This window comes from Terasakiella brassicae (genome assembly GCF_014641495.1).
Lineage (GTDB): Bacteria > Pseudomonadota > Alphaproteobacteria > Rhodospirillales > Terasakiellaceae > Terasakiella > Terasakiella brassicae.
Window position 1 is genome coordinate 14,116 of sequence record NZ_BMHV01000023.1, and the last position, 24,654, is coordinate 38,769.

The following is a 24,654-nucleotide window of genomic DNA, read 5'->3' on the forward strand; positions in this document are numbered from 1 at the left end:
CTGTCCTCCTTTGAAGGGGGTGAGAGCCATGGCAGAGAAAACACCTAATAAGAAAAATAAGGTCTCGAGAAGAGACTTCTTAGGGGATGCCGCCAAAGGGGTATGTGGCGCCGGACTGTTTGGTCTGGCCCTCGGCTCAGTGGTTGCAGAAGCCGAAGGTAAGCTTCCTGCCGACGCCATCCGGCCACCGGGTGCGACGGCAGAAGCGGACTTCCTGTCGGCTTGTGTTCGCTGTGGTTTGTGTGTGAGGGACTGCCCTTACGACACGTTGAGTTTGGCCGATATGGGCAGTTCTGTGGTCAGTGGCACGCCGCTGTTTGTTGCGCGCACAATTCCGTGTGAAATGTGTGACGACATACCGTGCGTTGTTGCTTGTCCCACAGGGGCTCTGGACAAATCGCTGACCAATATCGACGATGCAAAAATGGGCATCGCCGTATTGGTCGGCCATGAGACTTGTCTCAACTTTCAGGGGTTGCGCTGTGACGTATGTTACCGCGTCTGCCCCTTGATCGAAGAGGCAATTACACTGGAACGTTCCGCCAACGAACGAACCGGGAAACACGCAATTTTCATCCCGACCGTACATAGTGATAAATGTACCGGTTGCGGCAAATGCGAACATGCGTGCGTATTGGAAAAGACGGCTATCCGTGTTTTACCCGAACGCATCGCATTGGGCGAACTGGGTGCCCATTATCGCTGGGGCTGGGTTGAAAAAGGCAATAAGGGCGAGTCTCTCATTGAGGGACAAGGGATTATCGATCTACCGGATCGAGGCTACAATCCCGAACCGTCCGGTTTCCCGGAGAAATCGGCAACCGGCGGCTATAAGGGGTTTAAGCCATGAGTAAAATGCAAAATCCCGGTGCAGCCGCCGTTGAACAAAAAGGCTGGTTAGCCGCCCATAAGTGGCTGATCCTGAGACGGTTGTCTCAAATTCTGTTCATTGCCGCTTTCCTTGTCGGTCCGTTGACGGGCTTCTGGCTGGTGAAGGGAACTTTGGCGTCAAGCATGACTTTGGATGTCTTGCCGCTGACGGATCCGTTCATCTTCTTGCAGTCCCTTGTGACGGGGCATGTCATGGAAACCAACGCCATTATTGGTGCTGTGATTGTTGCGGCTGCCTATTTTTTGCTGGGTGGTCGTGTCTTTTGTTCCTGGGTATGTCCTGTCAATATCATTTCCGATACGGCCAGTTGGTTGCGTCGGAAATTGGGATGGAAGAAAACAGGTGTCCGCTTGGACCGTTCAACGGCGCTATGGACGATGGGGGCTGTGTTTGTCACATCCGCCCTGACAGGTACCATTGCGTGGGAGTTCGTCAATCCGGTGACGATGTTACATCGTGCCATCGTGTTTGGGGCTTTCGCATCCGTTGGACTGGTTTCCGGGGCCTTGTTCTTGATCGAACTTGTCGGGGGGGACCGTATTTGGTGTTCTCGCTTATGTCCGGTCGGGGCTTTTTATGGATTGCTGGGGAAAGTCAGCGTCCTGAAAGTCAGTGCTTCCAAACGCAAGGCTTGTAACGACTGTATGGATTGTTATGCCGTCTGTCCGGAGTCTCATGTCATTTCGCCCGCGCTTAAAGGGGAAAAGGACAATCGGGGTCCGATTATCCTGTCCGGTGATTGCACAAATTGTGGTCGCTGTCTGGATGTCTGCTCTGAAGACGTTTTTGAATTTTCGCTTCGAACTAGAAATAAATTGGATGATGTCCGCCCGAATGAGGGGAGTGCCGAGGACGGCACCCAACGGGCGGCATGAGACTTGAAGGAGATATGACTGTGAAACGAGTCCTAATTCCAGTAGTCGCCGTTTTTGCCGTTGCCATTCTACTTATGGCAAATGCAATTGCGGGGAACGTAACGAGCTTACGCGGACAGGTGGATTTGAAAGAAACCAACTCTGCTGCAACAATTAATCATGTGGTTGAAGACGGGCGGGTTCCGCAAAATTACCGTCAGCAACCGCCGCTGATCCCGCACAAGATTGAAAAATATCAAATCAATCTGAAGGTCAATCAGTGCATGCGTTGCCATAACTGGCAGTATGCCGCCAAAGAAGGCGCACCGAAAATCAGTGAAACCCATTATCAGGATCACCGTACCGGTCAGCCGTTGGATGATGTTGTTCCGGGTCGCTGGTTCTGCACACAATGTCACGTACCGCAAGTGGATGCGAAGCCGCTGGTGGAAAACACTTTCTCAGAATAAAGCCTGAAGGGAACTTATTATGAGTGAACTTGAAGAAAAAGGCGGCTTTTTCAACCGCATATGGGCTTTGTTGAGAAGGCCAAGCAAGACGACATCGGCGGGCATGCTGCTCTTTGTCGGCTTGATCCTCGGTGTTGCCTTTTGGGGGAGTTTCAACTGGGCCCTTGAGGTCACGAACACGGAAACGTTCTGTCTGTCTTGTCACGAGATGGAACAAAACGTCTATCGTGAATATAGCGGCACGGTTCACGACACCAATGCGTCCGGTGTCCGTGCAACCTGCCCGGATTGTCACGTTCCGCGTCCGTGGATCCATAAAATGAAACGCAAAATCCAGGCGTCAAATGAAGTCCTGCATAAAATTCTCGGAACCGTGGATACACGCGAGAAATTTGAAGCACATCGTTTGACGATGGCCAAGCGTGTCTGGCAAACCATGAAAGAAACCGATAGCCGCGAATGTCGCAACTGTCACAACTTCATGGCTATGGATGTCATGGCTCAAAACTCCCGTGCGCGAAACCGTCACCTTGAGGCACAAGAGGCAGGGCAAACCTGTATCGATTGCCACAAAGGGATCGCACACGAACTCCCGGCGAATGCTTTTAGCGCAGAAGAAGAGCTGAACCAAGCACACTAAAGGCGTTGGCTGAAGGCGAATAGATGGCGTCCTTTGACGTTATTCTTACCCCCTCAGCGTTAATGTCGCCATCTTAGTCGGCCCTCTCACAGGTTTTTCCATAAAAATCGAGAGGGCCGATGCTTTTTTTACTGTTTAAAAAAATACCCAATCGGCGTATATCCATAGGCAGACGACAAGGTTGTAACGCGATGTTATGTGCGATTTGTGCCAAATAACATCTGATTGAAATGGTATTTATGATGCTTCCGGTTCTGACACCCGCCCGTGGTCTTGATGATGTAACATTGCGTTTTTTGAAGGCGCTGGAAAAAACGTCATTTAAGGGCGAAATCCATGCTGATTATCCGACCCGTCTGCTCAGTGCGACCGATAATTCCGTTTATCAGGTGATGCCGCAGGCCGTTGTCTATCCGGCATGTGAAGGCGATTTGAACGTTATTGCCGAACTGGGTGCCCATGATGATTTTCGCGGCATTTCATTTGCTCCGCGCGGTGGCGGCACCGGAACCAACGGGCAATCGCTGAATAAAGGTGTGGTTGTCGATATCTCCAAACATATGAACAATATCATCGCGTTTGATGAGGAAAAGAAACTGGTGACAGTGCAGCCGGGTGTGGTGCTGGATCAGTTAAACGCGTTTCTTAAAGAAAAAGGCTATTTCTTTCCGCCAGCCGTTTCGACCTCGTCACGCGCCACCTTGGCCGGGATGACCGGGACGGATGCGTCGGGAAAAGGGTCACGCATTTATGGCAAAACATCTGATTATATCGAGGAAATGGACGTTGTTCTCAGTGGCGGGCAAAGCTGGACATCACGCCCCCTAAATGCCGATGAGATGACAGAAGTGATGGCGCGTCACGATATCGTCGGCCATATCCATCGCCAAGCTTATGAAAGTATTATCGAAAACGAAGAACTGATCGAACAGACTTTCCCGAAAATGAACAGGGGTTTGACCGGGTATAACCTGCAACATGCGTTGGATAATAACGGGACGTTTAACTTGTCTTATCTGCTGGCCGGTTCGGAAGGATCATTGTGTTTTACGCAAAAATTGACTTTCCGTGTCATTCCTTTGCCCAAAAACAAAGGGCTGGTCACCGTTCGCTATAAAACCTTTAACGAGGCGTTGGAAGGCGTGCAGTTGATCCTGAAGGCGGACCCGGCTGCGGTTGAGGTCGTTGATGACAAGATTATGATGCTGGCCCAAGATGATATCATCTGGACACAAGTGGGCGATATGCTGGGCGGTGTTGCGGGGGAACCCCCGGTCATGGGGATGAACTTTGTCGAATTTGTAGGCAATTCCCAAGGCGAAGTCGATGCCCAAATCGCCAAGCTTGAAAAAATTCTGGATGAAGCATCGGAGCTGGAAGGGCAAGCAACCGGTTGGCGCGCAACATCGGATGGCGCACAGATTTCCGCCCTTTGGGAAATGCGCAAAAAATCTGTTGGGTTGCTGGGGGCATTACAGGGTAAACGCCGTGCAATCCCGTTTGTTGAAGATACCGCCGTGCCCCCGGAAAATCTTGCGCCTTATATTCGGGAGTTTCGCAGTCTGCTGGACAGCCACGGGGTTGATTACGGCATGTTTGGTCATGCCGATGTTGGTTGTTTACATGTGCGACCAACGCTGGATCTGACCGATCTCATGGACGAACCCAAACTGCGCGAAATCTCCGACGGTGTGGCGGATCTGACCAAAAAATATGGCGGTCTGTTGTGGGGGGAACATGGCAAAGGGTTTCGCGGGGAATATTCTCCGAAATTCTTTGGCCCCAAACTGTATGACGAGCTGCGCAAGATCAAAGCGGCGTTCGATCCCTATAACCTGTTTAATCCGGGTAAAATCGCAACACCCTATACAATGGCAGATGTGGCATTGACGGCGATTGATGAGGCGGTCTTGCGCGGCCAAATCGACCGTACATTAGATGAAAAACTGAAAGAAGCTTATCCCAAAGCCACGTTATGTAATGGGAATGGGGCCTGTTTTACATGGGATGCCTTTGATCCCATGTGCCCAAGCTATAAGGCAACGCGTGATCGTGTCCAATCGCCGAAAGGGCGGGCCGGATTGTTGCGTGAATGGTTGCGTTTACGCACAGAAGCGGACAAATCAGATACCCCCAATGCGTTGGCAGAAGGCAAGGATTTCAATATTGATGTCTATGAGGCCATGAAGACATGCCTGTCGTGCAAGACATGCGCGACCCAGTGTCCGGTCAAAGTCGATATCCCGGAAATGAAGGCCCAGTTCTTACAAGCCTACCATGAACGTTACAGCCGCCCTAAGCGGGATTGGCTGGTGGCCCGACTTGAAAAACTTGCGCCGATCACCCAGAAATTTGCAACCCTGACCAATCTGGGGCAATCCTTACCACCGGTAAAAGCCTTTATGCGTCACGGGTTCGGCTTGATTGATTTACCAAAGGTCTGTCGCAATACCGTACAGGCAGGTCTGAAACAACGCGGTGCGCCTGCCTTTGATCTGGACGCAATGCGCGCCTTGTCGACAAAAGAAAAGGCCCGTTCGGTTGTTTTGTTACAGGATACGTTTACCACGCATTATGATGTGGATGTTGTGCTGGCGCATTATGATTTGTTGGCCAAGCTTGGATATAGCGTCTATGTGGCGCCTTACCGCCCCAATGGTAAGCCCCTGCATGTCAAAGGGTTCCTGAAGGAATTTGACCAACTGGCAGCGGATAATGATGATTATTACCTGCATATTGCCACGTGCGGGATTGATATGGTCGGGATTGAAGCCGCCGTCACCCTGATGTTCCGCCAAGAATATAATCAACGTCTTGCCAATCGACCGGATTATACGGTCTTTCAGTTCCATGAATGGCTGCATGCACAAATGATTGCGGGCCATTGGCAGGTGCCTGCACATATGCCAGAAGGGGAATTTGCCTTGTTTGCCCATTGTACGGAAAAGACATCCCTGCCGGAAACACCGAAGCAATGGAACGAGATTTTTAAAACGTTCAATCAGTCTTTGCAGATTGAAAGCACAGGCTGTTGCGGAATGTCGGGCATGTTTGGCCATGAAGCCGATAATGAAGAGATGTCGAAAAAGCTTTATGATATGAGTTGGAAAGACAAGGCGGCGAAAGCCGGACCGGGTCAAATGCTTGCCACCGGTTTTTCCTGTCGATGTCAGACCAAACGTTATGGGGACTTCAAACCGAAACACCCGGTTGAGGCGCTGGTTCAGTTGTTAAAGGGTTAAATATCGTCATCCATATGGCGTTTGGCTTCGCCGTACAGGTTGACATATCCGGCATCCAGTACGGGAACGGCGCGAAATGTGATGATATGGTCTTTGCTGCGGATATCGCCGAATACCTCTTTGGACTCGTAAAACGCCTTGCGCACCAACTCAGAAAGGGCCGGGGCGACAAATTCCTTACTGTCATCGCCAAACAGCGCCTGTTGGGCGCGTGCGGCACTGTTGGCATAAAGAACTTTACGGTTTACCGAACACCGCAGGAGTGCATAAGGCGTTTCGTGTAAAAAACGCGCCTGAAAATCTGATTTTGCCTTTGCTTCGCTAACTTCAACGCGCATGGCTTCAATCTGGCGGGCCAATAAGGAGGTCAGGTCTTTGCCTTTTGTTAATTCTTGGGGAAGCGGCGTGCTGGCCAGTTTGCCGCTATGTTCTTGCAAATGGTTTTGAATAGCCTGCATCGGGCGCAGGTGCATTTTACCCCACAGCCATAAATTCAGGACAGCCAGCAGGCCTGCCATAAGGGGGGCCGCAACCCAGTTTACAAGAGTTCCCCAATGTGGGGCAGGGCTCAGGCGGGCACCGTCCAGTCTAAGGATAAGCCAGTCATAAGGCAGGTTTTCATCTAAACGCAAGGCGATATCGGCTTTTTCAAACAGATCATCCCATTGTACCAAAACGTTTTGGGATGCGCTTTGTGGCGGGAAATCATTTTGCGTTTCACCAACGCTTAAGGGGCTATCACCACCTTGTAACAATTTAACGCCTAAGACACTGTCCACATTCAACAAATCATTCACGCGGAGCAAAATATCGTCACTTTCCCCGCCAGTACTGAGAACGGTTGAGGCAAGCATCCGCGCCGTTTGTACAATGGTATTTTGTCGCAGGTCCTGTTCCTGAAGGCGCAGGTAGCTGCCCAGACAGAGTAAAAGAGCATAGGTACAGAGTGCCAGTGCCCATGTGCCTTGGCGTGCACGCTTTGATCGCCAAGCCTGTTTGATCGTGCCTGCATTTTCTGTCATTTGAACATCCGGCGTTACGGCTTCAACAAGTTATTGTAACATTTTAATAAAAAAGTGCCTGCCTGCAATGATATTTACAGTTATACTGCGTTCCGGATTATAAAATTCCAAGGGGAAGGAATAACGCAACTCGTATTCGCAATGTGAGGGGAGCGGAGAAATGAGGCGTGTTTTATGGTTGGTTGCCATTCTGTTTTTCAGTGGCGACCTGTCTGCACAGACAGAAGGAACCGGTTACTGGACCTATAACGAATATATGTCTTTGCACCCGGAACAGCGACAAAAGGCAGCAACGTTTTCTGCAATGGTACGGGCGGACGCTGTGCCTGAACAGGGAATAAAAAAACCGGTTAAAGTCGCGGTTGTTTACCCCGGTAAACAGGTCAGCGATTATTGGTGGCGCAGTGTTTCTTCGATGGAAGCGCGCTTGCGCGAACATAATTTACCTTATGAAATCCACCCCAATTTTACCGAACCGGGTGTGGATATCCGTTTACAGGAAAAACAAATTGCGCAAGCCTTGGAAACAGATCCCGATTATCTGATTTTTACACTGGATGCCTTTCGCCACCGTTCCATCATTGAACGGATTATGGTACGCGGACGTCCCAAGCTGATCTTGCAAAATATCACAACCCCTGTTCGGGCATGGGGGGATCAACAACCGTTTCTGTATGTCGGTTTTGATCATGCCTTGGGCAGCAGCTTGTTAAGCAAAAAATTTGTAAAAATATTTCCGCCCAAGACGCAATACGCGATGTTTTATGGCACGCAAGGCTATGTGAGTGCGATGCGCGGCGGAACATTTCAGATAGAAAGTGAAAGGCATGCTCAGGCGAAAATCGTTGATTCCTTTTATCTGGATTTCAATCGGGAAAAATCGAAACAGGCAGCCCTGAAGACCTTGCAAAAGCATAAAAACCTTCCGTATATTTTTGCCTGCTCGACCGATATTGCCCTTGGCATTATTGACGCAGCCAAGGAATTGGGGCGATTGGATCGACTTGTGGTCAACGGCTGGGGCGGTGGTGAAGCCGAATTACAGGCGATCCTGAAAGGAGAACTTGATTTTACGGTCATGCGTATGAACGATGATAACGGGGTTGCTATGGCAGACGCGATTTCCTTGGATCAAAATGGAAAATCAGGTCTGGTGCCGACAATTTATTCCGGGGATATGGTTTTGATTGAGAAAGGGGTGGAAGCGCACTATCTGCAAGAACTGAGAAACCGCGCTTTTCGATATTCGGATCATTGGCGTACAAAAAACGATCAAGTCGTTACCTTCGACGGGCAAAAATAAAGAATGAATAATAATAAAGGTTTTCGGCTGAGCACATTTATTCTTGCACTCTCCTTTGGCGGAGTGTTGAGTGTTTCAGCCCTCTTTGGCATTTCAAGTTATATGTCGGCACAGCGTCTGATTGACCATGAGATTCGCCAGTCATTTGATTATCGCCATCGGATTGTCCAGTTGAACCTGAATGAGAAACTCTCTCAAATTGCGGCGCGTGTCTCGTTTTTATCAGATTTGCAGCCTCTCATTCAGGCGGTTGGCAATGGTGGAAAACCGGATGTCGAAAATTTTCTGTTTGATGTGATGCAATCGGATGAAATGCGCGATCTGGATGTTCTGATTGTTACCAATCAACAAGGCGAGATCGTCGGGGATGCCAGTTCCTTTCTCAGCCCTCTCAGTAAATTCACAGATAAAATCTATCAAAGTACACCGCGTGTTTTTCAAAAATGGTCCTTGGTGGAATTGGATGCGGCGTCACAGACAATGGCACTGGTTTACAGTGTTCCCTTGATTGAGGGGCAATATGGGCAGGTGATCGGGTCCGCGTTTGTGGCCTTGGCCCTGACGGAGAATATCCAGTTCTCAAAACGTTTGATGGCGGCTGCGGATGTTGCCCGACTGTATCTGACAACTGGGAAACGCATTCTGACAAAGGCCGGCAGCGATTCCTTAGGTCAACATCTGGATGACGCGCAAGTTCTGGCCCTCGCGCAGGAAGCCAATAAAGATATTATGAAAGTTGGCGATTATGTCGGGGCATCTCAGGATATTCAGATCGGTGTAAATGGCGGTGTGAAGTTGAACGTTATTACGTTCATGCGACGTGATACGGCAATTGACCTGATGCAGGAATATCGCATGAGCGGTATTTTGCTGGTCGTCGGGGCGTTGATTACGGCGTTATGCATTGCTTATATGATCCGGCGCTTGATGCGCAATAGCACTTTGCGATTAACGGCCTATGTTGATCAGGTCAACAAAGGGGATCGGACCGTGCGCTTTCAGGCGGGACCCGTACGGGAATTTAACCGTTTGGGCGATGTGGTTGGCAACATGGTTGCGACCATCCATGAAAATGAACGTTATTTGACCAATTTAATCGATTTAGCCCCCTCTCCGATTATCGTGTGGGATGAGCAGGGAAGAATGACCAAATTCAATCGGGCCGCCGAACGGATGATGGGATTTGTCATAGATGCGGGCCAAACGCCGCATATTCAGGATATTATGGGGGCGATTGTGCAACCTGATGAGTCTGAACGCAAGATAAGCGTTCTTGAACGTTCTTTGAATGGCGAAGTGATCGACGGTTGGGAAATGGCGCATCGCAATTTCAAAACTGCCCAAATTAATTATATCACCTGGAGCATTTCACCGGTTGCCTTTCATCGGGATGGATCTGTTGCGACCGTATTGGCGCAAGGTCTGGATATTACCCAACGCAAACATGCGGAAAAAGAATTGCACCGCATAAATGAGGAGCTGGAACGCCGCGTTGCCAATCGCACACGGGCCTTGGAAGATGAAATTGTCGAACGTCGTCAGATCGAAGCAGAGTTACGCAACAGCGAAGAACGTTTCCGCGATATTGCCGAAGCTTCGTCCGATTGGTTCTGGGAAATGGGTCCGGATTTACGGTTCAGCTATATGTCGGATAAAGCGATGATGGTTTCGGGCTTTCTGGAAGACGAAATCATGGGCAAGACGCGTGAAGAATTGATCGGTTTGACGCCGCAAGACTGCGAGCAACCAAAATGGCGCGCGCATCTGGGCACCTTGGCGCGGCGTGAACCCTTCCGGGCATTTGAATATACGTTAAAGAACCGTCACGGGGAGAAACGCGTTTTCCGGATCAGCGGCAAACCGGTTTTCAATTCGTTGACGGGTGATTTTCTGGGGTATCGCGGGTCCGGGCGTGATGTGACGGAAGAATATTTGCGTGCACAGGAATTGCAAACCGCCAAGGAAGAAGCGGAAAATGCAAGTCAGGCAAAAACGGAATTTCTCTCTTCCATGAGCCATGAACTCAGAACACCGTTGAATGGTATTCTGGGGTTTGCGCAGCTTCTTTTGATGCCCAAAGGCAGCCAGCTACAGGACAGTCAGAAAGAGTTTATCAATCAGATTTTGAAAGCAGGCAATCACTTGCTTAATCTGATTAATGAAATTCTGGATTTAGCAAAGATCGAAGCCCGCAAAGTCGAAATTTCACTTGAGCCGGTTCATCCATATAATGTGATGGAAGATGTCATCGACCTGTTGGAGGGTCTGGCACATGATCGTGGTATTCAATTGATAAATGAGATTACCGAAGACAATACCACGTTGATTTATGCGGATTTCACCCGTTTAAAACAGGTGTTGGTCAATTTGGGTGGAAATGCGATCAAGTATAATAAAGATCAGGGCATTGTTCGTTTTACATGCGCATATGATGCTGGTCTGGATATGGTGCAATTTAATGTTATCGACACCGGGCCGGGGATTGACCTGAAGAAAAAGGAAGAACTGTTTGTTCCTTTCAATCGCTTAAATGCAGAATTTAGCGAGATTGAGGGAACCGGGATCGGTTTGGCGATTACGGATAAACTTGTCGGTCTGATGGGGGGCGAGCTGGGCGTGGACAGTACCCCGGGTGAAGGCAGCTGTTTTTGGTTTCGTCTGCCTGTTTATAAGCAGAAATTAATTGACGGGCGCAAGGGGTTGACGGCTTTTCACGGGATTGAAACCATCAATCCCGTTTTAAAACGTACGTTGAGTATTTTATATGTCGAAGACAATCCCAGCAACAGCACCCTCATGCAGGATGCATTGGCGCAATCCCCGAATATTGAATTGATTATCAAACGCACGGCAGAAGAGGGCTTGGCTTATATTGAAACACATGATGTGGATTTGTTGTTTTTAGATATGAACCTGCCGAGGATGAGCGGCTGGGATATGATGGAAATCTTACGCCAGAAACAACAAATTGGTGATTTCCCGATTATTGCGGTGACGGCGCAGGCGATGCGCGCCGATATTGCCCGTGCGCAGACCGTTGGGTTTACGGATTATCTATCCAAGCCGATTAATTTGAAGGATGTCTTCGGTCTTATTCGCAAGCATACACAGGTAAACTGACTTTAAATTCCGCCCCGCCGGTTGCGTGGTTGTGGACAGAAATATGCCCCTTATGGTCCTGCACAATTTCATATGAAATCCAGAGACCCAATCCCGTCCCCTGACCAACGGGTTTGGTGGTGAAAAACGGGTCAAAGATGCGGTGAAGATCGTCATCTGAAACACCGTTGCCGCAATCACGTACGTAAATATTTACGTTTGTGTTATGTTTTTCAGCACGGACAATAATCGGGGTGTCTGGTTGTGCGCTGGAGGCATCAAGGGCATTTTCAACTAAGTTCAGAATGACCTGATGCAGTCTGTTTGCTGATCCTTCGACATATAAATCATTACTGAGGTCAAGCTCGATCGGATGGTTGCTTGCACGCCCCTTGCTGGCAAAAAGAACAGCCGTTTTAATGACATCACAGATATCGACGCAGTCCTTCGTTTTGCCCTCGCGAAACGACAGGCGGCGCAGATTATTGACAATTTCACTGACCCGTTCGGCCCCTTCGCGTGTCCCCGCCAACAAATTGGGAAGATCATCCAGAAGGCGTTTGATTTTTAAGTCTTCATCCAGTTTTTGACGCACAGGAACGGGTAGTTCTTCGCGTAATGTTTCAATATAGGTCCGCATTTTCTGGCTGTAACGTTCCATGCTGTGTACATTGCCGTACAGAAAACTGATCGGATTGTTCAATTCATGGGCGACACCGGCAACCAGACGACCAATAGAGGCCATTTTTTCAGATTGCAAAAGATGATGTTGTGCGGTTTTCAGTTCAACATGGGCTTTATTTAAATCGTCATAGGCTTGGCGCAATTCCCCGATGGGGCGCCCGACAATGACCAGCCCGTCAACTTGCCCTCTGGCGGTTTTATGCAAACTGCAATTCACCGATACATATTCGGAAATATCCGGGGTTTTATGTTGAAGTTTGGTTTCATAATCCTGCAGGTTTTTAGTTTTGGTTGGCGGGATCAGTTTGCGAAAACGTTCTTCAAACTGTTGGCCCAGAAGAACGGAAATCGGTCGTCCGAACAATTCGGCTTCTTCAAAGCCTGTGCGTTCCAGCAAGGGGCCATTGACTTTGACGATCCGCCCGACCCGGTCACAGACAATGACGACATCGGACATGGCCTCCAAAATACTGTCGATGAAGTCATGGGCTTCTTCGAGTTCTGCATTTTTGTTTTCCAAATCGACTTCGCGTTCCAGCAGGTCAGAATAGACTTCGTCCATTTTCTGAATGACTTCGACCCAGGCATGTTCCTGCCCATCGTTCAGTTCCAGTGGATTATGCGGCGGCTGGTTTTGTCCCATGATTTTTCCGTTTATGACACTGCGCTACATCCTATTCTTGACCCGTTGGCGGTGTTTGGCAAGATAAAGTGGGGTGTGGGATTTGGGTTCGCGCAAAACAAATTTATATCGCGCCACATGATAACTGGGATCAAAGCCGAAAAAATTCAGCTTCATATGTTCCAGTTCTTCGCGGCGATACTCATTCAGGGGCTTTTTCGCTTCGTCTTTTTCCCGCACAACAGGCTTGTCGGCAAGAATGGCGTGATGGTCCAGTTCGTGTACTTTTTTGCGCAAAATCTCTCTGAACTGGGCAACCGTTTCGCCAAAACAACTGGTGAGAAGCCCCATCTCCACGCCGTTAATAGCAGAGATTGGAAGACGGTGCTCCATAACAAGGGACTCATTGCCAGTACCGACCCGTTTGGGTAACAGATAGGTCCAATATTCAGATCCGAACAGATTGCCCATATTTTTATAATGCGGGTTTAAGACAACACCGTTGCGGGCATAAATTTTATCGCAAGTCAGCGCAAAGAACACACCGCCGGCACCTGCATTGCCACTGAGGGCAGCAACGGTGACTTTATCCGTGGTGCGGATGATGGCTTCGCATAAATCATCCATCGCGTTGATATTATGCCAGCTTTCTTCGGCAGGACGCGGTGCGGCTTCAATCGCATTCAGGTGAATCCCGTTGGAAAAGAAATCTTCCCCGCCCATCAAGACGATGGTGTGAATGTCTTTGTCCGTACGTGCGTTTTCATACGCGTGCAACAGGCGTTGGCACTGGTCTGTGTTCATGGCCCCGTTATGAAAAGGAAAATGCAGGTAACCGATTTCGCCTTCTTTTTCGAAGGTGATATCGCGTTCGCCCTCCCCATAAGGCAGGCCCAGAATTTCGGTCGCAGGCAGTTTGAAGGTGTCTTTGCCTTTTTTGCGTAAATGTCCGATCCAGATAGCCCCATCGGTTGTGGCCCGGCAAATGGCCCCGTTTCGGGTTGCCAGAATGTCACCGGGCGTTCCCTTTAGGCTTGGTTCAAGACACGCGTTATGCAGATAAACTTCGCTATCATTAATGATATCTAAAACGCCGGGATTACCATCTCCGCATTGAATTTTACGCAAGACGGTTGCGCTGTCATCAGTGCCCCAATCAATGTGTCGATCGGTTTGTTTCATCAGACCGTTCCAGTTTCCATCGCCTTGTAACGGTTCGGGGATGAAATTCCGATCTTGAAATTTGGCCAAGGCTTCCAGTACACATTCCACCGCCCCGTCTGAAACTTCGTTGCGATAAATACTGCTTTTCGGGGCGGTGCGCATGGCAAAACGGCGGCTTGCCCAAATGGGGCCGGCATCCATGTCGGCAACGGCTTGCAACAAAGTAACACCCCATTGTTTTTCCCCCCGTAAAATGGCCCAGTCCAACGAGGATGGCCCCCGGTCCCCTTTCGGGCCGGGATGCACGATTAAACAGGTTAACTTGGACCAAACCGATTCAGGAATAGCGCGTTTTAAAAAAGGCGCGATCAGGATATCGGGTTGAAAAAGATCAACGGCTTCTTCGGTAACATGATCGTTGATGTCAAATTCAACGCTGACCTCATGGCCGAGGCGTTCAATTTCCACATATAAACGCTGGGTCAAGCTGTTGAAGCTGTGGGTAAGCAGCAGGATTTTCATTTAACAAATCCTCGGTAATTGTTCACCGGCAATCCAATCGACAACGCGGGTGCCACCAAATCCGGTTTTAAGCTGGACAAAACTGTTGGCATCTTCAATGACGCTTCCGATGATGGCGGCCTGTTTTCCCAGTGGATGAGCCTGCATGGCGTGCAATAAGGTTTCAGCCTGATCTTCAGGGCAGATGGCAAGAAGCTTGCCTTCATTGGCGACATACAGGGGATCAAGGCCGAGGATTTCGCAAGCCCCGCGCACTTGATCACGAATGGGGATATCGGGTTCGTTTAACATCATGCCGACCCCGCTTTGACGGGCAATTTCGTTTAAAGTTGCGGCCAGTCCGCCCCGTGTCGGGTCGCGCATGACATGGATGTCGGGAACCGCCTTGACCATATCGCCAATCAGACCGTTCAGGCTGGCACAATCAGATTGCACGGATGCTTCAAACCCCAATCCTTCGCGCAAGGACATGATGGCAACGCCATGATCACCGACATATCCGTTTATCAGGATTTTATCGCCCGGTCTGGCGCGTTCACCAGAAATATGGATGTCATCTGTGATAACGCCAATGCCTGTTGTGTTGATATAGACCCCGTCGCCGTGACCGCGTTCCACAACCTTGGTATCGCCGGTGACGATATAGACCCCGGCCTCGTGGGCGGCGTGGGCCATGCTATCGACAATGGTTTTTAAATCTTTTAAGGGAAAGCCTTCTTCCAGAATAAATCCGGCAGTGAGGTAAAGCGGTTGACCACCGGACAAAGCCACATCGTTGACGGTGCCGTGGACCGCCAGATTACCGATATTGCCACCGGGGAAAAACAGCGGGGAAATAACGAAACTGTCTGTGCTCATAACCACCTTGCCACGCGGCAGTTCAAAGGCAGCCTGATCATTGCCTTGGGCAAGGATATCATTGGCAAATGCGTCCCCGAACAATTGTTCGATCAGTTGTGACATGGCCCGACCGCCGCCGCCGTGGCTCATTTCAACGACACCGTTTTTTAAATCAAGACTACGGGTATAGGCTGTACGTGTGGACATTGATTTGTTCTCTTTTTATGTAAGACGTTAAACGGCTTCGCGGAAACGACCGTAGGAATAATAAGCCGCGCACGCCCCTTCGGCGGAAACCATGCAAGACCCCATCGGGTTTTCCGGTGTGCAATGGGTACCAAACAGTTTGCAATCGGTCGGTTTTTTCATACCGCGCAGGATAGCAGGGCATTCACAGGCTTTGTTTTCGCGCGCAGGCGGCGTTTCCACCGGGATTTGAACTTCAGCGTCAAAGGCGGCATATTCTTCTTTAATGCGCAGGCCGGAATAGGGGACCTCGCCTAATCCACGCCATTCAAAGACACGGCGCAGTTCGAAAATTTCCGCAACCAGTTTCTTGGCTTTGGTATTGCCCATGTGGGTGACGGCGCGCAGATATTGGTTTTCGACTTCGGCGCGGCCTTCGTTTAATTGGCGCACCAGCATCAGGATGGACTGCATCACGTCCAGTGGTTCAAACCCGGAAATAACGACGGGGCGCTGGAATTCTTCTACAAAATATTCATAAGGTTGCGAGCCGATAACCACACTGACATGGGCCGGACCAAGAAACCCATCCAGCGGCACACTGCCCAAGGCACGCACATCCGGGCTTTCCAGAATGTTTTGAATGGCCGATGGGGTCAGAACGTGGTTGGACAGAATAAAGAAATTTTTAAGCCCCATCGTCTCGGCCTGTTTAATCGCCATTGCGGTTGGTGGTGTGGTGGTTTCAAACCCGATGGCAAAGAAAACGATCTTTTTATCGGGGTTGTTCTGCGCCAGTTCCAAGGCATCCAATGTGGAATAGACCATACGCACATCGCAACCTTCGGCCTTGGCTTTCATTAGACTGGTGAATTTGGACCCCGGGACACGCAACATATCACCATAGGAACATAAAATAACATCCGAACGGCGCGCATAAGCAATCGCCTGATCAATGCGTGATATGGGCAAAACGCAGACCGGACAACCCGGCCCGTGGATCATTTTGACGTTACCGGGCAAAAGGTCCTGTACACCGTAACGAAAAATGGCGTGGGTATGCCCGCCACAAAATTCCATCAGGCGGTAATCACGTGCCGGATCTACTTCGCGCGCAAGGGTCGCGGCCAGTTTTTGCGCGGTGTCCCCGTTGCGATATTCATCCACATGTTTCATGGGGCGACACTTTCGTTTTTGGTCATTTCTTCAAACAAGGCGATGGTCTTCAGGGCTTCGTCCTCGTCAATTTTGGACAGGGCATAACCGACATGAACGATGACGTAATCCCCGGGGGTGACATCTTCCACTAAACCAAGCGAGATGGTTTTCTTTACCCCACCCAGTTCAATGATGGCCATATCGTCGTTCAAGACGTCAACGACTTTGGATGGCATGGCAAGACACATTAGATTAGCTCCCGTCCCGTAGTAGTTTTTGTTGTCCCAGCCAGACTTGGCCCAGTGATAGGCCCGCATCGCTTAAGGGGACATGTTGATTAAGATAAACCTCAAGACCGGCTTGTTGCAATTTACGCTTTAAGCCTTGACTGAGAATTTCATTCAGGAAACATCCCCCCGATAAGGCAACACGGGAAATATTATGTTTTGTGCAGGCCTGTTCCACCCAGTCGGCAAGGGCGAAAACCAAGGTGCCATGAAACAGGTTGGCCCCGCTTTGTGCGGTGCGCTCACACAATGTATTCAGCAGGGAAAGCAGGTTTAACACCCCGTTTTCTTCCAGATGCCAGCCTTGTGGGTCAACCTCGATCCGGCTGACAAGGCTTTCCAGCATCATCGGCGCATGACCTTCATATTGTGCGATTTCACAAACACCTAATAGGCCGCAAGCCGCATCAAACAATCGGCCCATTGAAGATGTTTGTGGGGAATTTAGGCCTTTATCCAGCATTAATTTTAAGGTTTGTGTGTCGTGGCCTGCAAAACGGCTGTCGATTTCATCACGGCGACCCAAGGCATGCAGGGCGCTGGCCCCCATACGCCACGGTTCAACAGCCGCTTTGTCGCCACCCGGTTGAGCCAAGGGGCGTAGATGCCCGATACGGGTACAGTTTAATCCATCCACTTTGAATAATTCACCACCCCAGCTTTTGCCATTGTCTCCAAGGCCGAATCCGTCAAGCGCAAGACCGATCACTGGCCCGTCAATTTGATGTTCTGCCAGAACCGAGGCAATATGGGCATGATGATGTTGGACGGCAAAGGTCTCAATTCCCAGACTATGAGCAAAGCGTGTGCTGGCAAAATCGGGATGCAGATCATGTACGGCGAGGACGGGATCGACGTGCAGAATTTTGCGCAAATGATCAAACGTTTCTTCCTGAAAGCACAAGGTTGCCACGTTGTCCAAGTCCCCGATATGTTGGGACAGATAAGCATGGTTTGCCCGTGTCAGACAGATTGTGTTTTTCAGAAAAGCCCCCAATCCCAATATGCTGGAGGTATCCTGTGTTAAGGCGATGGGGCGCGGTGTAAATCCACGGGCCGAACGCAGGACGGTCGGACCGCTGAGGTCATGGCGCACCACGCTGTCATCCACACGGATGAGGATATCCCGGTTATGGGTGACAATAGCATCTGCGATGTTTGATAAACGGTGTTCGGCCTCGTCATTTGCAATGACCAAAGGTTCCCCACCGGGGTTTGCGCTGGTCATAACAAGGGGCCGTCCCCGCAAGGCATCCATAATCAGGTAATGCAAGGGGGTGTAAGGCAGCATAACCCCGATGCGGTTTAAGTTTGGGGCAATCGTGTCTGGTAGATTACTCTTTTTTTTGCGCAGTAAAACGATGGGGCGTTCAGGGCTTTCCAGCAGGGCTTGTTCATCTTTATCCAGCTTGGCAAAACTATTTATTCCCTTGCAATCGGCAACCATGACAGCAAAGGGTTTGGCGGCGCGGTTTTTGCGTTTGCGCAACTTTTCAATGGCTGTTTCGTTATGGGCATCACAAACCAGATGGAACCCACCTAATCCCTTAATGGCGAGGATTTGACCTTGGCGGATACGGTTGGCAATTTCACTGATATCCATAGAAAGACGAGGACCGCAGTTGGGACAGCAGGTTGGCTGGGCATGAAAACGCCGATTGGTTGGATCACGGTATTCAGCTTCGCAGGCCGGGCACATTTCAAATGCAGCCATAGACGTTTGCGCCCGATCATAAGGCAGGCTGTGGGTGATGGTATAGCGTGGTCCGCAATGGGTGCAGTTTAAAAAAGGATAGCCATAACGTCGATCGTTTGGGTCGCGCATTTCCGACAGACAATCCGGGCAAATGGCGGCATCAGGAATGATATCTGTTTGAACGTCCCCACATTCACTTTCGCGGATCAGAAAAACAGCTTCATTTTCCTTTTTCTCAATTTCTTTTTCTTCGATGCTTTGAATGCGTGACAGGGCAGGCGCCTGTTTATGTAACGCATCGAGGAAAGCGTTTGTGGTGCTGCCTTGAACCTCGATCAACACACCTTCTTGGTCATTTAAGACCCAACCGGTCAGCCCCAAATCCCAGGCGAGTTGATAGACAAAGGGGCGAAAGCCGACCCCTTGTACCTGACCGCGCACGCGATATTGAATTCGTTTAAGATTGGGCTGCATCAACACCGGCTTTGATCCAGTCATACCATTGATCCAGCCCATCCCCGTTTTTGGAGGACAATTGGAAGATTTTCAGGTCGGGGTTGACGCATCGCGCGTACTCAAGGCAGGCCGCTACATCAAAATCCAGATAAGGCAGCAGGTCGGTTTTGGTCAGGATCATAATATCGGCGGCGGCAAACATATCGGGATATTTGATCGGTTTATCTTCGCCTTCTGTCACTGACAGGATAGCGATTTTATGGGCTTCCCCCAAATCAAAACCGGCAGGGCAAACAAGATTGCCGACATTTTCAATAAACAGGACACCTTGTTTGGGCATATCCAGACGGGATCTGGCTTGGGCAACCATGTCGGCATCCAGATGGCAACCTTTGCCGGTATTGACCTGCAAGGCAGGTACGCCGGTTTCACGGATACGATCTGCATCATTTGCGGTTTGCTGGTCCCCTTCGATGACGGCAATGGGCAATTGATCTTTTAAATCCGTCAAGGTGCGGGTCAACAGGGTGGTTTTACCCGATCCCGGTGAGGAAACGAGATTAAGCACGAAAATACCATCTTCCTTGAAATGGACGCGGTTGTGGGCAGCGATATGGTCGTTTTTACTCAGGATATCCTGCTCAATAGAAATCAGGCGTTTGGTTTCCATACCGGGGACAGATACGCCTGCCTCGTTTTCACCGAAATGCATATCATGGTTATGATGGTGGTGGTCATGGTCATGTGAATGATCGTGATGGTGATGGCTGCACCCGCATCCCTCATCATGGCTGTGGCTGTGATCGTGTTTATGGCTACCTTCGATTTTGGCGGTGCCGCATCCGCAAACTGTACACATTTATTCGACCTCCAGTTCTTTGACCCGCATTTCATCGCCACCTGATATATGGAGCTTGTAGCTGCCACATTTGGGACATTGGGCAATGCGCGAGGCAATTTCCAATTCTTCGGCGCAGTCCACACAAATGGCTTTGCCCGGTGTTTCAACGATTTCAAGTTTGGCCCCATCGGCGATTGTGCCTTTCATAACGGCATCAAAGCAAAAGGCCATAGCTTCGGGCTCCACATGGGAAAGCTGTCCGATTTCCAACCAGACTGTTTTGACTTTGGCAAACCCGTTTGTCTTTGCATAATCTTCCAGAATATTCAGCACACCCTGTGTCAATGACATTTCATGCATTTTAATTTTGTTCCTCAATCTCTACCCGGCAGGCGACACAGGGGTCCAATGCAAGGACACTGGTTTGTGCGATTTGTTTGAGTTTATTTTCATTTGCGGCCTTCACCCCGATCAGGGCTTGTTTCAAAATTCCATTGGGGTGGAAATTCCATTCGGTCGGGGCAAGGATACGGTAACGCGCAATTGTGTCATTTTGCGGATTAATCCAGACCCGGTGGCTAAGTTGTCCGCGTACGGCTTCGATTTGTGCGTATCCTTTATAGGTGGCCTTGGTGTGATAAAGCTCATTGCCCTGTTTCAACCCGCTGATATTTTTTTCAAAGTCTTCGATCATAACGGCAAGGTCGATTAATTTCGCACAAAAATAGGAAAGCGCACTATGGTCAAACTGACGCAAAAACGGGTGACTGAGGTGGCGCATCAAGGCCCCGGTCTGACAGGGCTGCCCATCCCAAGTGGGGTAGGTGATGAATGGGGCGGCATTTTCTGCGTCCATATGCCGGGCGATTTCTTCGGGGGCGAAATCCATTAATCCTTGGGTGATGGGCCAGATGATGTCGGATAAGCCTTCTTGTTGCCAGTGTTTTAAACAGCGCGCCGGAAGGCTGTCGGTTGTGGTAATCCAGTTTTCCAAAGCTTCCTTGTTTGGCAGGTCTGCAAATTCACGTGGCGTGATTTGGAAGATTTCGGATTGAATAACCGTGCGCAGTCGAGAAAATTCACTGCTGAGCTTTGTCATGTCAGGGGCCAGTGTACCGCCGCCGATTTTGTCATGCCCACTTTCTGTAAAAATCAGTTTTTTGAAAGAGGAGAGGGTTTGGCGGATATCGCGGATTTGTTCGATATTTTTATCCTGTCCGGCCAATTCGGCCCAATCAATTAACAGGCGGGTGGTATGTTCCGCGATCCCTTCCGCCAATAGCAGGAGGTGGCGTGCCGTTTTATGTGCGGGACTGGGGATATAACCCAAGGCCTGTTCCATCGCGCTGAGGGCAGCTTGATGCTGTGCGGTGCCACATAGGCTGAACAGCAAGGGAACGAAAGCGCAAGCTTCATGCGGAGATTTCCCTTCCAGTATCCGGGCCGCCATTGTGGTCCGATTGGAGGCAATGTGAACATCCTCAACCCGGTTTTGCTGTGTGACCAGTTTCAGAACAATATGGTCTGCGCCCACATTCATTTGCTTCTTTACCCCTTGTCATGCCTTCAGTCATAGACAGCAAAAGGCGTGCCATCTTTATTTCATACTTAAGTCTAGGCTTTGCAAGGTTTTGATCGGGGTGTTGAAGATGTATGTGGAAGGAAGGAGTCCGGTATATGGAAACCATTCTTCCACTTTAATGGACGGTACAGGCCATGCAAGGGTCGAACGAACGCACAATATGTTGCACGGAAACCGGATCGTCTTCCCCGGATAGGATGGGGGCACCTTCCAAGGCGCTTTCCAGTGGACCGGGTTGCCCGGCTTGATCACGGGGGGAGAAGTTCCACGTGGTCGGGGCAATGATTTGATAGTTGGTAATCTTGTTGTCCTCTACGCCGATCCAATGGCCCAAAGTCCCGCGTGCCGCTTCGATAAAGGCGAAGGCCTGTCCGTTCTGTGCCGGGGTAAAGGGTGTATAAAAGGGCGCATTGGGGTCGATTTGATCAATCCAGTTTTCCATCGCATCAACCAGAAAGGCCATTTCCCATGCGCGGGCAAAAATGCGGCTTTTTACCGTACTGCCTTCCTGCGCATAAAGATCACAAAACAGAGGATGGCCATTGATGACGTGACGGGCCAAGGCACCGACCTCGCAGCGGTCTGACCCTAAACGCGGGGCTTTGCACCAGCTATAGGCGTTGTTTTGATCAAGGTCCGGGTCATTTTTGGCATTTTGCGGGAATTGCATGGTCGCGCCTGCCATAAAACTGTGGGAAATATCTTCATTGATTTTATCGACGGGCAAGGGGGCGAAATGTTGCTCCTTAAAGATCCCTTGTTTGAACAATTTTTTGTTTTCAAGAGGCAACCCACCACCTGCCAGCAAAACCGATTGGCTTTTGCCCATTTTATCCAAGGACAAGGCTTCAGATAAATGTATGAAAAAGCTGAGGTCGCCCCGTCCTTCTTTGGCCCAAGTGTGAAGGTCGGATCTGGATTTCAGGGCAAGCATGTCGTTGAGGGGGCAACCAAACAAGGTGGTTTCCAGAAAACGGCGCATCCCTGTCAGGATGGTTTTGAGTTTTCGTTTTTGTGCGGCATGAACAGTCGATGTGGTGCCACTGGGGCGCAAGGCAAGGGTATGGGGCCATTTGCCGGCCAGTTCCCCCATCATGTGCAAAAAACGGTTGCGTGCGTCCAAGACTTCTGCTTGTGCGTTTCCGCGTTGCGCCTGAAACCGCAGGGCATTGTTATACCAGCGGCGGTTTGCATAAATATCGCGGGCAAAATCGGGCATAAAAAACAAATAAAAGTGCGTCAGATGATTGGATAGCATTTCACAGGCCAAGACCAGATTGGTGACCAGTTGCCCGTTTTTAGGGGGGCTAACGTCTGATAATTTCGCCAGTGCTTGCGCAGCAGCAACGGACTGAGAAACCGAACAAATACCGCAAATACGTGGCACAATCGTCAGGGCATCCATCGGGGCACGATCCAGCAGGATGGTTTCCATGCCACGATACATCGGTGAATTGACCTGTGCGTCCACAACGCTGGGTCCGTTGCGGTTCAGGTCGATTTCCAAATGGCCTTCGACGCGGGAAAAAGGGCCGATGATCTTGCGTGACATAAGTATGCTCTTTGGTTTTAATTCGTGGCTTTTTTTCGGGTCGGTTGATGGACGATTTTATCGGAATGGGCGTTTTCACGTACCCGTTGCGGTGTTGCGGATTTTGAAAGGGCCGCCAGTGCGACAAACCATGCCTTTGGCATATCACTGGGCAAGCCAACCGGAATACCGGCAATTTTGGCGGTTTCCAAAAAGGGGGAACCCGGATCTTCAAATCCCGGCATGGTGCAGGCGATACAGGAATATCCCCCTTGCAGACAGGACCCGGACCCGTTCCACGGGCGGATATTACAATCGCCAAGGGCTTGGGTGCCTTTGCAGCCTAAATTTTCCATCAGGCATCCCTGATCGGAATCTTCTGCGGCGCTGGCTTTGAATTCATAATATTCGTTGCGCGGACAGCCGTGGTGGGCAAGGTGACCAAAATAGGCCAGTGGCCGTCCTTCCGGGTCAAAATCTTGTGCGGATAAGCTTTCATCGGCAAGGCAGGATAAGGTTTCGACAATCCAGTCGGGGTGAGGGGCGCAACCGGGAATGTTAATCACCGCCAGACCGGAACCGGATCGATAATCTTCCCCTAAAAGCCCGCCGATCTGACGGGACTGATATTGCAGGCCGGTGGCTTCCAGCCGTTCGTCCCCGGCCATCGGGATGCCGCCGTATGCCGCGCAACTGCCCACCGCCACACAGTATTTTGCCTTGTGGGCCAATTCGATCAACCATGTGATCATGGGTTTTTCCGACCCGCCCATCATTTGATAGCGCCCGGTGCCATTGGGGCCAAGCAAGGGCGTGCCTTCGACAATCAACAAATCCAGTTTGGTTTTGCCGGAGACAATATCAATCATCAGGTCAATGACGGGCCGTCCGGAGGTTTCGCTCAGGGCCGGATGCCATAAAAAATGAATGCCTGCACTGTCGAATGCATCTAGCAGATTGGTTCCTTCATAGCCCAGTAAGGACATGGAACACCCCCCGCAAGCACCGCATTGAAGCCAGAGCGCATTTGTGTGTGACATGGTGACCTAAATCAACTTTGTTACCCGATAGACGTGGTATCTTACTTCAGACATAGAGAAAATGTCTATGTGTCTCTTCAAACGGGGAGGACGTGATGAGGTATCTCAGTGCAGACAGCGTCTTTTATATCATTATGAAAGCACGCGAATTCGACGTGAAGGTGGACCCGGAAGGCCGTGATCGGGAATCCGATGCAATTGACGATGGTTGTGTGGAAATCTTGCAAGATTATGCAGATGATGCCACCGAAGCTGAATTGCATGAAGCTCTGGCAAACTTGAATGTGGATCAGTTACATGAACTGGTTGCGCTTGTGTGGCTGGGGCGGGGCAGTTATTCCAAGGACGAATTTGGGGAGGCTTATGCGCAAGCTGTTGAAGCCGACCCGAGTGGCAAAAGCACGCCGGAATATTTAATGGGAACGCCTTTGCTATCGGACTATTTGGAAGAAGGTCTGTCCGAAATGGGTGTTTCTATCGAAGAATTTGAAATTGGACGGTTATAGTCCCCCACCGTTTAGCA

The 24,654-nt window shown here is 50.1% G+C and carries 20 protein-coding genes; 8 read left to right on the plus strand and 12 right to left on the minus strand.

Features of this window, described 5'->3' with window-relative positions; translation table 11 throughout:
- Nucleotides 1-28: 28 nt before the first annotated feature.
- From napG to IEW74_RS13900, 5 genes are all read left to right on the plus strand, one after another.
- On the plus strand, nt 29-850 hold the full coding sequence (napG, locus tag IEW74_RS13880; RefSeq protein ID WP_188666259.1) for a ferredoxin-type protein NapG: 822 nt from the start codon (nt 29-31) through the stop codon (nt 848-850).
- Nucleotides 847-1,767 (plus strand): quinol dehydrogenase ferredoxin subunit NapH, encoded by a 921-nt coding sequence (gene napH, locus IEW74_RS13885; protein ID WP_188666261.1) that lies wholly within the window; start codon nt 847-849, stop codon nt 1,765-1,767. Before napG ends, napH begins: the two co-directional genes overlap by 4 nt.
- A 20-nt stretch (nt 1,768-1,787) precedes the next feature.
- Entirely contained in the window at nt 1,788-2,216 is a 429-nt protein-coding gene (locus tag IEW74_RS13890) for a nitrate reductase cytochrome c-type subunit (RefSeq protein WP_229734370.1), read from the plus strand.
- Nucleotides 2,217-2,235: 19 nt separating this feature from the next.
- Nucleotides 2,236-2,856, plus strand: coding sequence for a NapC/NirT family cytochrome c (locus IEW74_RS13895; protein ID WP_188666265.1), 621 nt, complete (start codon nt 2,236-2,238; stop codon nt 2,854-2,856).
- A 239-nt stretch (nt 2,857-3,095) separates the two neighbouring features.
- Nucleotides 3,096-6,098: an FAD-binding and (Fe-S)-binding domain-containing protein gene (locus IEW74_RS13900; RefSeq protein WP_188666267.1), complete on the plus strand. Its 3,003-nt coding sequence runs from the start codon at nt 3,096-3,098 to the stop codon at nt 6,096-6,098.
- On the opposite strand, the gene IEW74_RS13905 is transcribed toward IEW74_RS13900, so the two are convergent.
- Nucleotides 6,095-7,120, minus strand: coding sequence for a hypothetical protein (locus tag IEW74_RS13905; protein ID WP_188666269.1), 1,026 nt, complete (start codon nt 7,118-7,120; stop codon nt 6,095-6,097). The genes IEW74_RS13900 and IEW74_RS13905 overlap by 4 nt on opposite strands.
- Nucleotides 7,121-7,280: 160 nt before the next feature.
- Here IEW74_RS13905 and IEW74_RS13910 point away from each other — a divergent pair, with 160 nt between their 5' ends.
- Nucleotides 7,281-8,423 carry a substrate-binding domain-containing protein gene (locus IEW74_RS13910; RefSeq protein WP_188666271.1) on the plus strand — a complete coding sequence of 381 codons (1,143 nt, stop codon included), beginning with the start codon at nt 7,281-7,283 and terminating at the stop codon, nt 8,421-8,423.
- A gap of 3 nt (nt 8,424-8,426) precedes the next feature.
- Nucleotides 8,427-11,543 carry a LuxQ periplasmic sensor domain-containing protein gene (locus IEW74_RS13915; RefSeq protein WP_188666273.1) on the plus strand — a complete coding sequence of 1,039 codons (3,117 nt, stop codon included), beginning with the start codon at nt 8,427-8,429 and terminating at the stop codon, nt 11,541-11,543.
- Here IEW74_RS13915 and IEW74_RS13920 read toward each other — a convergent pair.
- From IEW74_RS13920 to IEW74_RS13970, 11 genes are all read right to left on the minus strand, one after another.
- Complete coding sequence (locus IEW74_RS13920; protein ID WP_188666275.1) at nt 11,515-12,849, minus strand: PAS domain-containing sensor histidine kinase; 1,335 nt, start codon at nt 12,847-12,849, stop codon at nt 11,515-11,517. The genes IEW74_RS13915 and IEW74_RS13920 overlap by 29 nt on opposite strands.
- A 24-nt stretch (nt 12,850-12,873) precedes the next feature.
- Entirely contained in the window at nt 12,874-14,514 is a 1,641-nt protein-coding gene (locus tag IEW74_RS13925; protein WP_188666276.1) for a hydrogenase maturation protein, read from the minus strand.
- On the minus strand, nt 14,515-15,561 hold the full coding sequence (hypE, locus tag IEW74_RS13930) for a hydrogenase expression/formation protein HypE (protein WP_188666277.1): 1,047 nt from the start codon (nt 15,559-15,561) through the stop codon (nt 14,515-14,517). It abuts the gene before it with no gap.
- 27 nt (nt 15,562-15,588) lie between these two features.
- Complete coding sequence (gene hypD, locus IEW74_RS13935; RefSeq protein ID WP_188666278.1) at nt 15,589-16,716, minus strand: hydrogenase formation protein HypD; 1,128 nt, start codon at nt 16,714-16,716, stop codon at nt 15,589-15,591.
- On the minus strand, nt 16,713-16,946 hold the full coding sequence (locus IEW74_RS13940) for a HypC/HybG/HupF family hydrogenase formation chaperone (RefSeq protein ID WP_188666279.1): 234 nt from the start codon (nt 16,944-16,946) through the stop codon (nt 16,713-16,715). Before IEW74_RS13940 ends, hypD begins: the two co-directional genes overlap by 4 nt.
- A gap of 4 nt (nt 16,947-16,950) precedes the next feature.
- Nucleotides 16,951-19,179 carry a carbamoyltransferase HypF gene (gene hypF, locus IEW74_RS13945; RefSeq protein WP_229734371.1) on the minus strand — a complete coding sequence of 743 codons (2,229 nt, stop codon included), beginning with the start codon at nt 19,177-19,179 and terminating at the stop codon, nt 16,951-16,953.
- Nucleotides 19,139-19,996 (minus strand): hydrogenase nickel incorporation protein HypB, encoded by an 858-nt coding sequence (gene hypB, locus IEW74_RS13950; protein WP_188666280.1) that lies wholly within the window; start codon nt 19,994-19,996, stop codon nt 19,139-19,141. Before hypB ends, hypF begins: the two co-directional genes overlap by 41 nt.
- Nucleotides 19,997-20,338: a hydrogenase maturation nickel metallochaperone HypA gene (hypA, locus tag IEW74_RS13955; RefSeq protein ID WP_188666281.1), complete on the minus strand. Its 342-nt coding sequence runs from the start codon at nt 20,336-20,338 to the stop codon at nt 19,997-19,999.
- A 1-nt stretch (nt 20,339) separates the two neighbouring features.
- Complete coding sequence (locus IEW74_RS13960) at nt 20,340-21,518, minus strand: nickel-dependent hydrogenase large subunit (RefSeq protein ID WP_188666282.1); 1,179 nt, start codon at nt 21,516-21,518, stop codon at nt 20,340-20,342.
- A gap of 157 nt (nt 21,519-21,675) precedes the next feature.
- Complete coding sequence (locus IEW74_RS13965) at nt 21,676-23,112, minus strand: nickel-dependent hydrogenase large subunit (RefSeq protein WP_188666283.1); 1,437 nt, start codon at nt 23,110-23,112, stop codon at nt 21,676-21,678.
- A gap of 17 nt (nt 23,113-23,129) precedes the next feature.
- Nucleotides 23,130-24,131, minus strand: a complete 1,002-nt coding sequence (locus IEW74_RS13970) for an NADH-quinone oxidoreductase subunit B family protein (RefSeq protein WP_188666285.1) — start codon at nt 24,129-24,131, stop codon at nt 23,130-23,132.
- 95 nt (nt 24,132-24,226) lie between these two features.
- On the opposite strand from IEW74_RS13970, the gene IEW74_RS13975 reads away from it, so the two are divergent.
- Nucleotides 24,227-24,637: a DUF3775 domain-containing protein gene (locus IEW74_RS13975; protein ID WP_188666287.1), complete on the plus strand. Its 411-nt coding sequence runs from the start codon at nt 24,227-24,229 to the stop codon at nt 24,635-24,637.
- The last annotated feature ends 17 nt before the right edge of the window (nt 24,638-24,654 follow it).

Excerpts from the sequence above, each read along its gene's own strand:
- napG (WP_188666259.1), top strand. The coding sequence starts at position 29 with ATGGCAGAGAAAACACCTAATAAGAAAAATAAGGTCTCGAGAAGAGAC.
- IEW74_RS13975 (WP_188666287.1), top strand. The coding sequence starts at position 24,227 with ATGAGGTATCTCAGTGCAGACAGCGTCTTTTATATCATTATGAAAGCA.
- hypE (WP_188666277.1), bottom strand. The coding sequence starts at position 15,561 with ATGTCCACACGTACAGCCTATACCCGTAGTCTTGATTTAAAAAACGGT.
- IEW74_RS13960 (WP_188666282.1), bottom strand. The coding sequence starts at position 21,518 with ATGAATGTGGGCGCAGACCATATTGTTCTGAAACTGGTCACACAGCAA.
- napH (WP_188666261.1), top strand. The coding sequence starts at position 847 with ATGAGTAAAATGCAAAATCCCGGTGCAGCCGCCGTTGAACAAAAAGGC.
- hypB (WP_188666280.1), bottom strand. The coding sequence starts at position 19,996 with ATGTGTACAGTTTGCGGATGCGGCACCGCCAAAATCGAAGGTAGCCAT.
- hypD (WP_188666278.1), bottom strand. The coding sequence starts at position 16,716 with ATGAAACATGTGGATGAATATCGCAACGGGGACACCGCGCAAAAACTG.
- IEW74_RS13905 (WP_188666269.1), bottom strand. The coding sequence starts at position 7,120 with ATGACAGAAAATGCAGGCACGATCAAACAGGCTTGGCGATCAAAGCGT.
- IEW74_RS13900 (WP_188666267.1), top strand. The coding sequence starts at position 3,096 with ATGATGCTTCCGGTTCTGACACCCGCCCGTGGTCTTGATGATGTAACA.
- IEW74_RS13915 (WP_188666273.1), top strand. The coding sequence starts at position 8,427 with ATGAATAATAATAAAGGTTTTCGGCTGAGCACATTTATTCTTGCACTC.
- IEW74_RS13965 (WP_188666283.1), bottom strand. The coding sequence starts at position 23,112 with ATGTCACGCAAGATCATCGGCCCTTTTTCCCGCGTCGAAGGCCATTTG.
- IEW74_RS13895 (WP_188666265.1), top strand. The coding sequence starts at position 2,236 with ATGAGTGAACTTGAAGAAAAAGGCGGCTTTTTCAACCGCATATGGGCT.
- IEW74_RS13940 (WP_188666279.1), bottom strand. The coding sequence starts at position 16,946 with ATGTGTCTTGCCATGCCATCCAAAGTCGTTGACGTCTTGAACGACGAT.
- IEW74_RS13925 (WP_188666276.1), bottom strand. The coding sequence starts at position 14,514 with ATGAAAATCCTGCTGCTTACCCACAGCTTCAACAGCTTGACCCAGCGT.
- IEW74_RS13970 (WP_188666285.1), bottom strand. The coding sequence starts at position 24,131 with ATGTCACACACAAATGCGCTCTGGCTTCAATGCGGTGCTTGCGGGGGG.
- IEW74_RS13910 (WP_188666271.1), top strand. The coding sequence starts at position 7,281 with ATGAGGCGTGTTTTATGGTTGGTTGCCATTCTGTTTTTCAGTGGCGAC.
- IEW74_RS13920 (WP_188666275.1), bottom strand. The coding sequence starts at position 12,849 with ATGGGACAAAACCAGCCGCCGCATAATCCACTGGAACTGAACGATGGG.
- hypA (WP_188666281.1), bottom strand. The coding sequence starts at position 20,338 with ATGCATGAAATGTCATTGACACAGGGTGTGCTGAATATTCTGGAAGAT.
- hypF (WP_229734371.1), bottom strand. The coding sequence starts at position 19,179 with ATGACTGGATCAAAGCCGGTGTTGATGCAGCCCAATCTTAAACGAATT.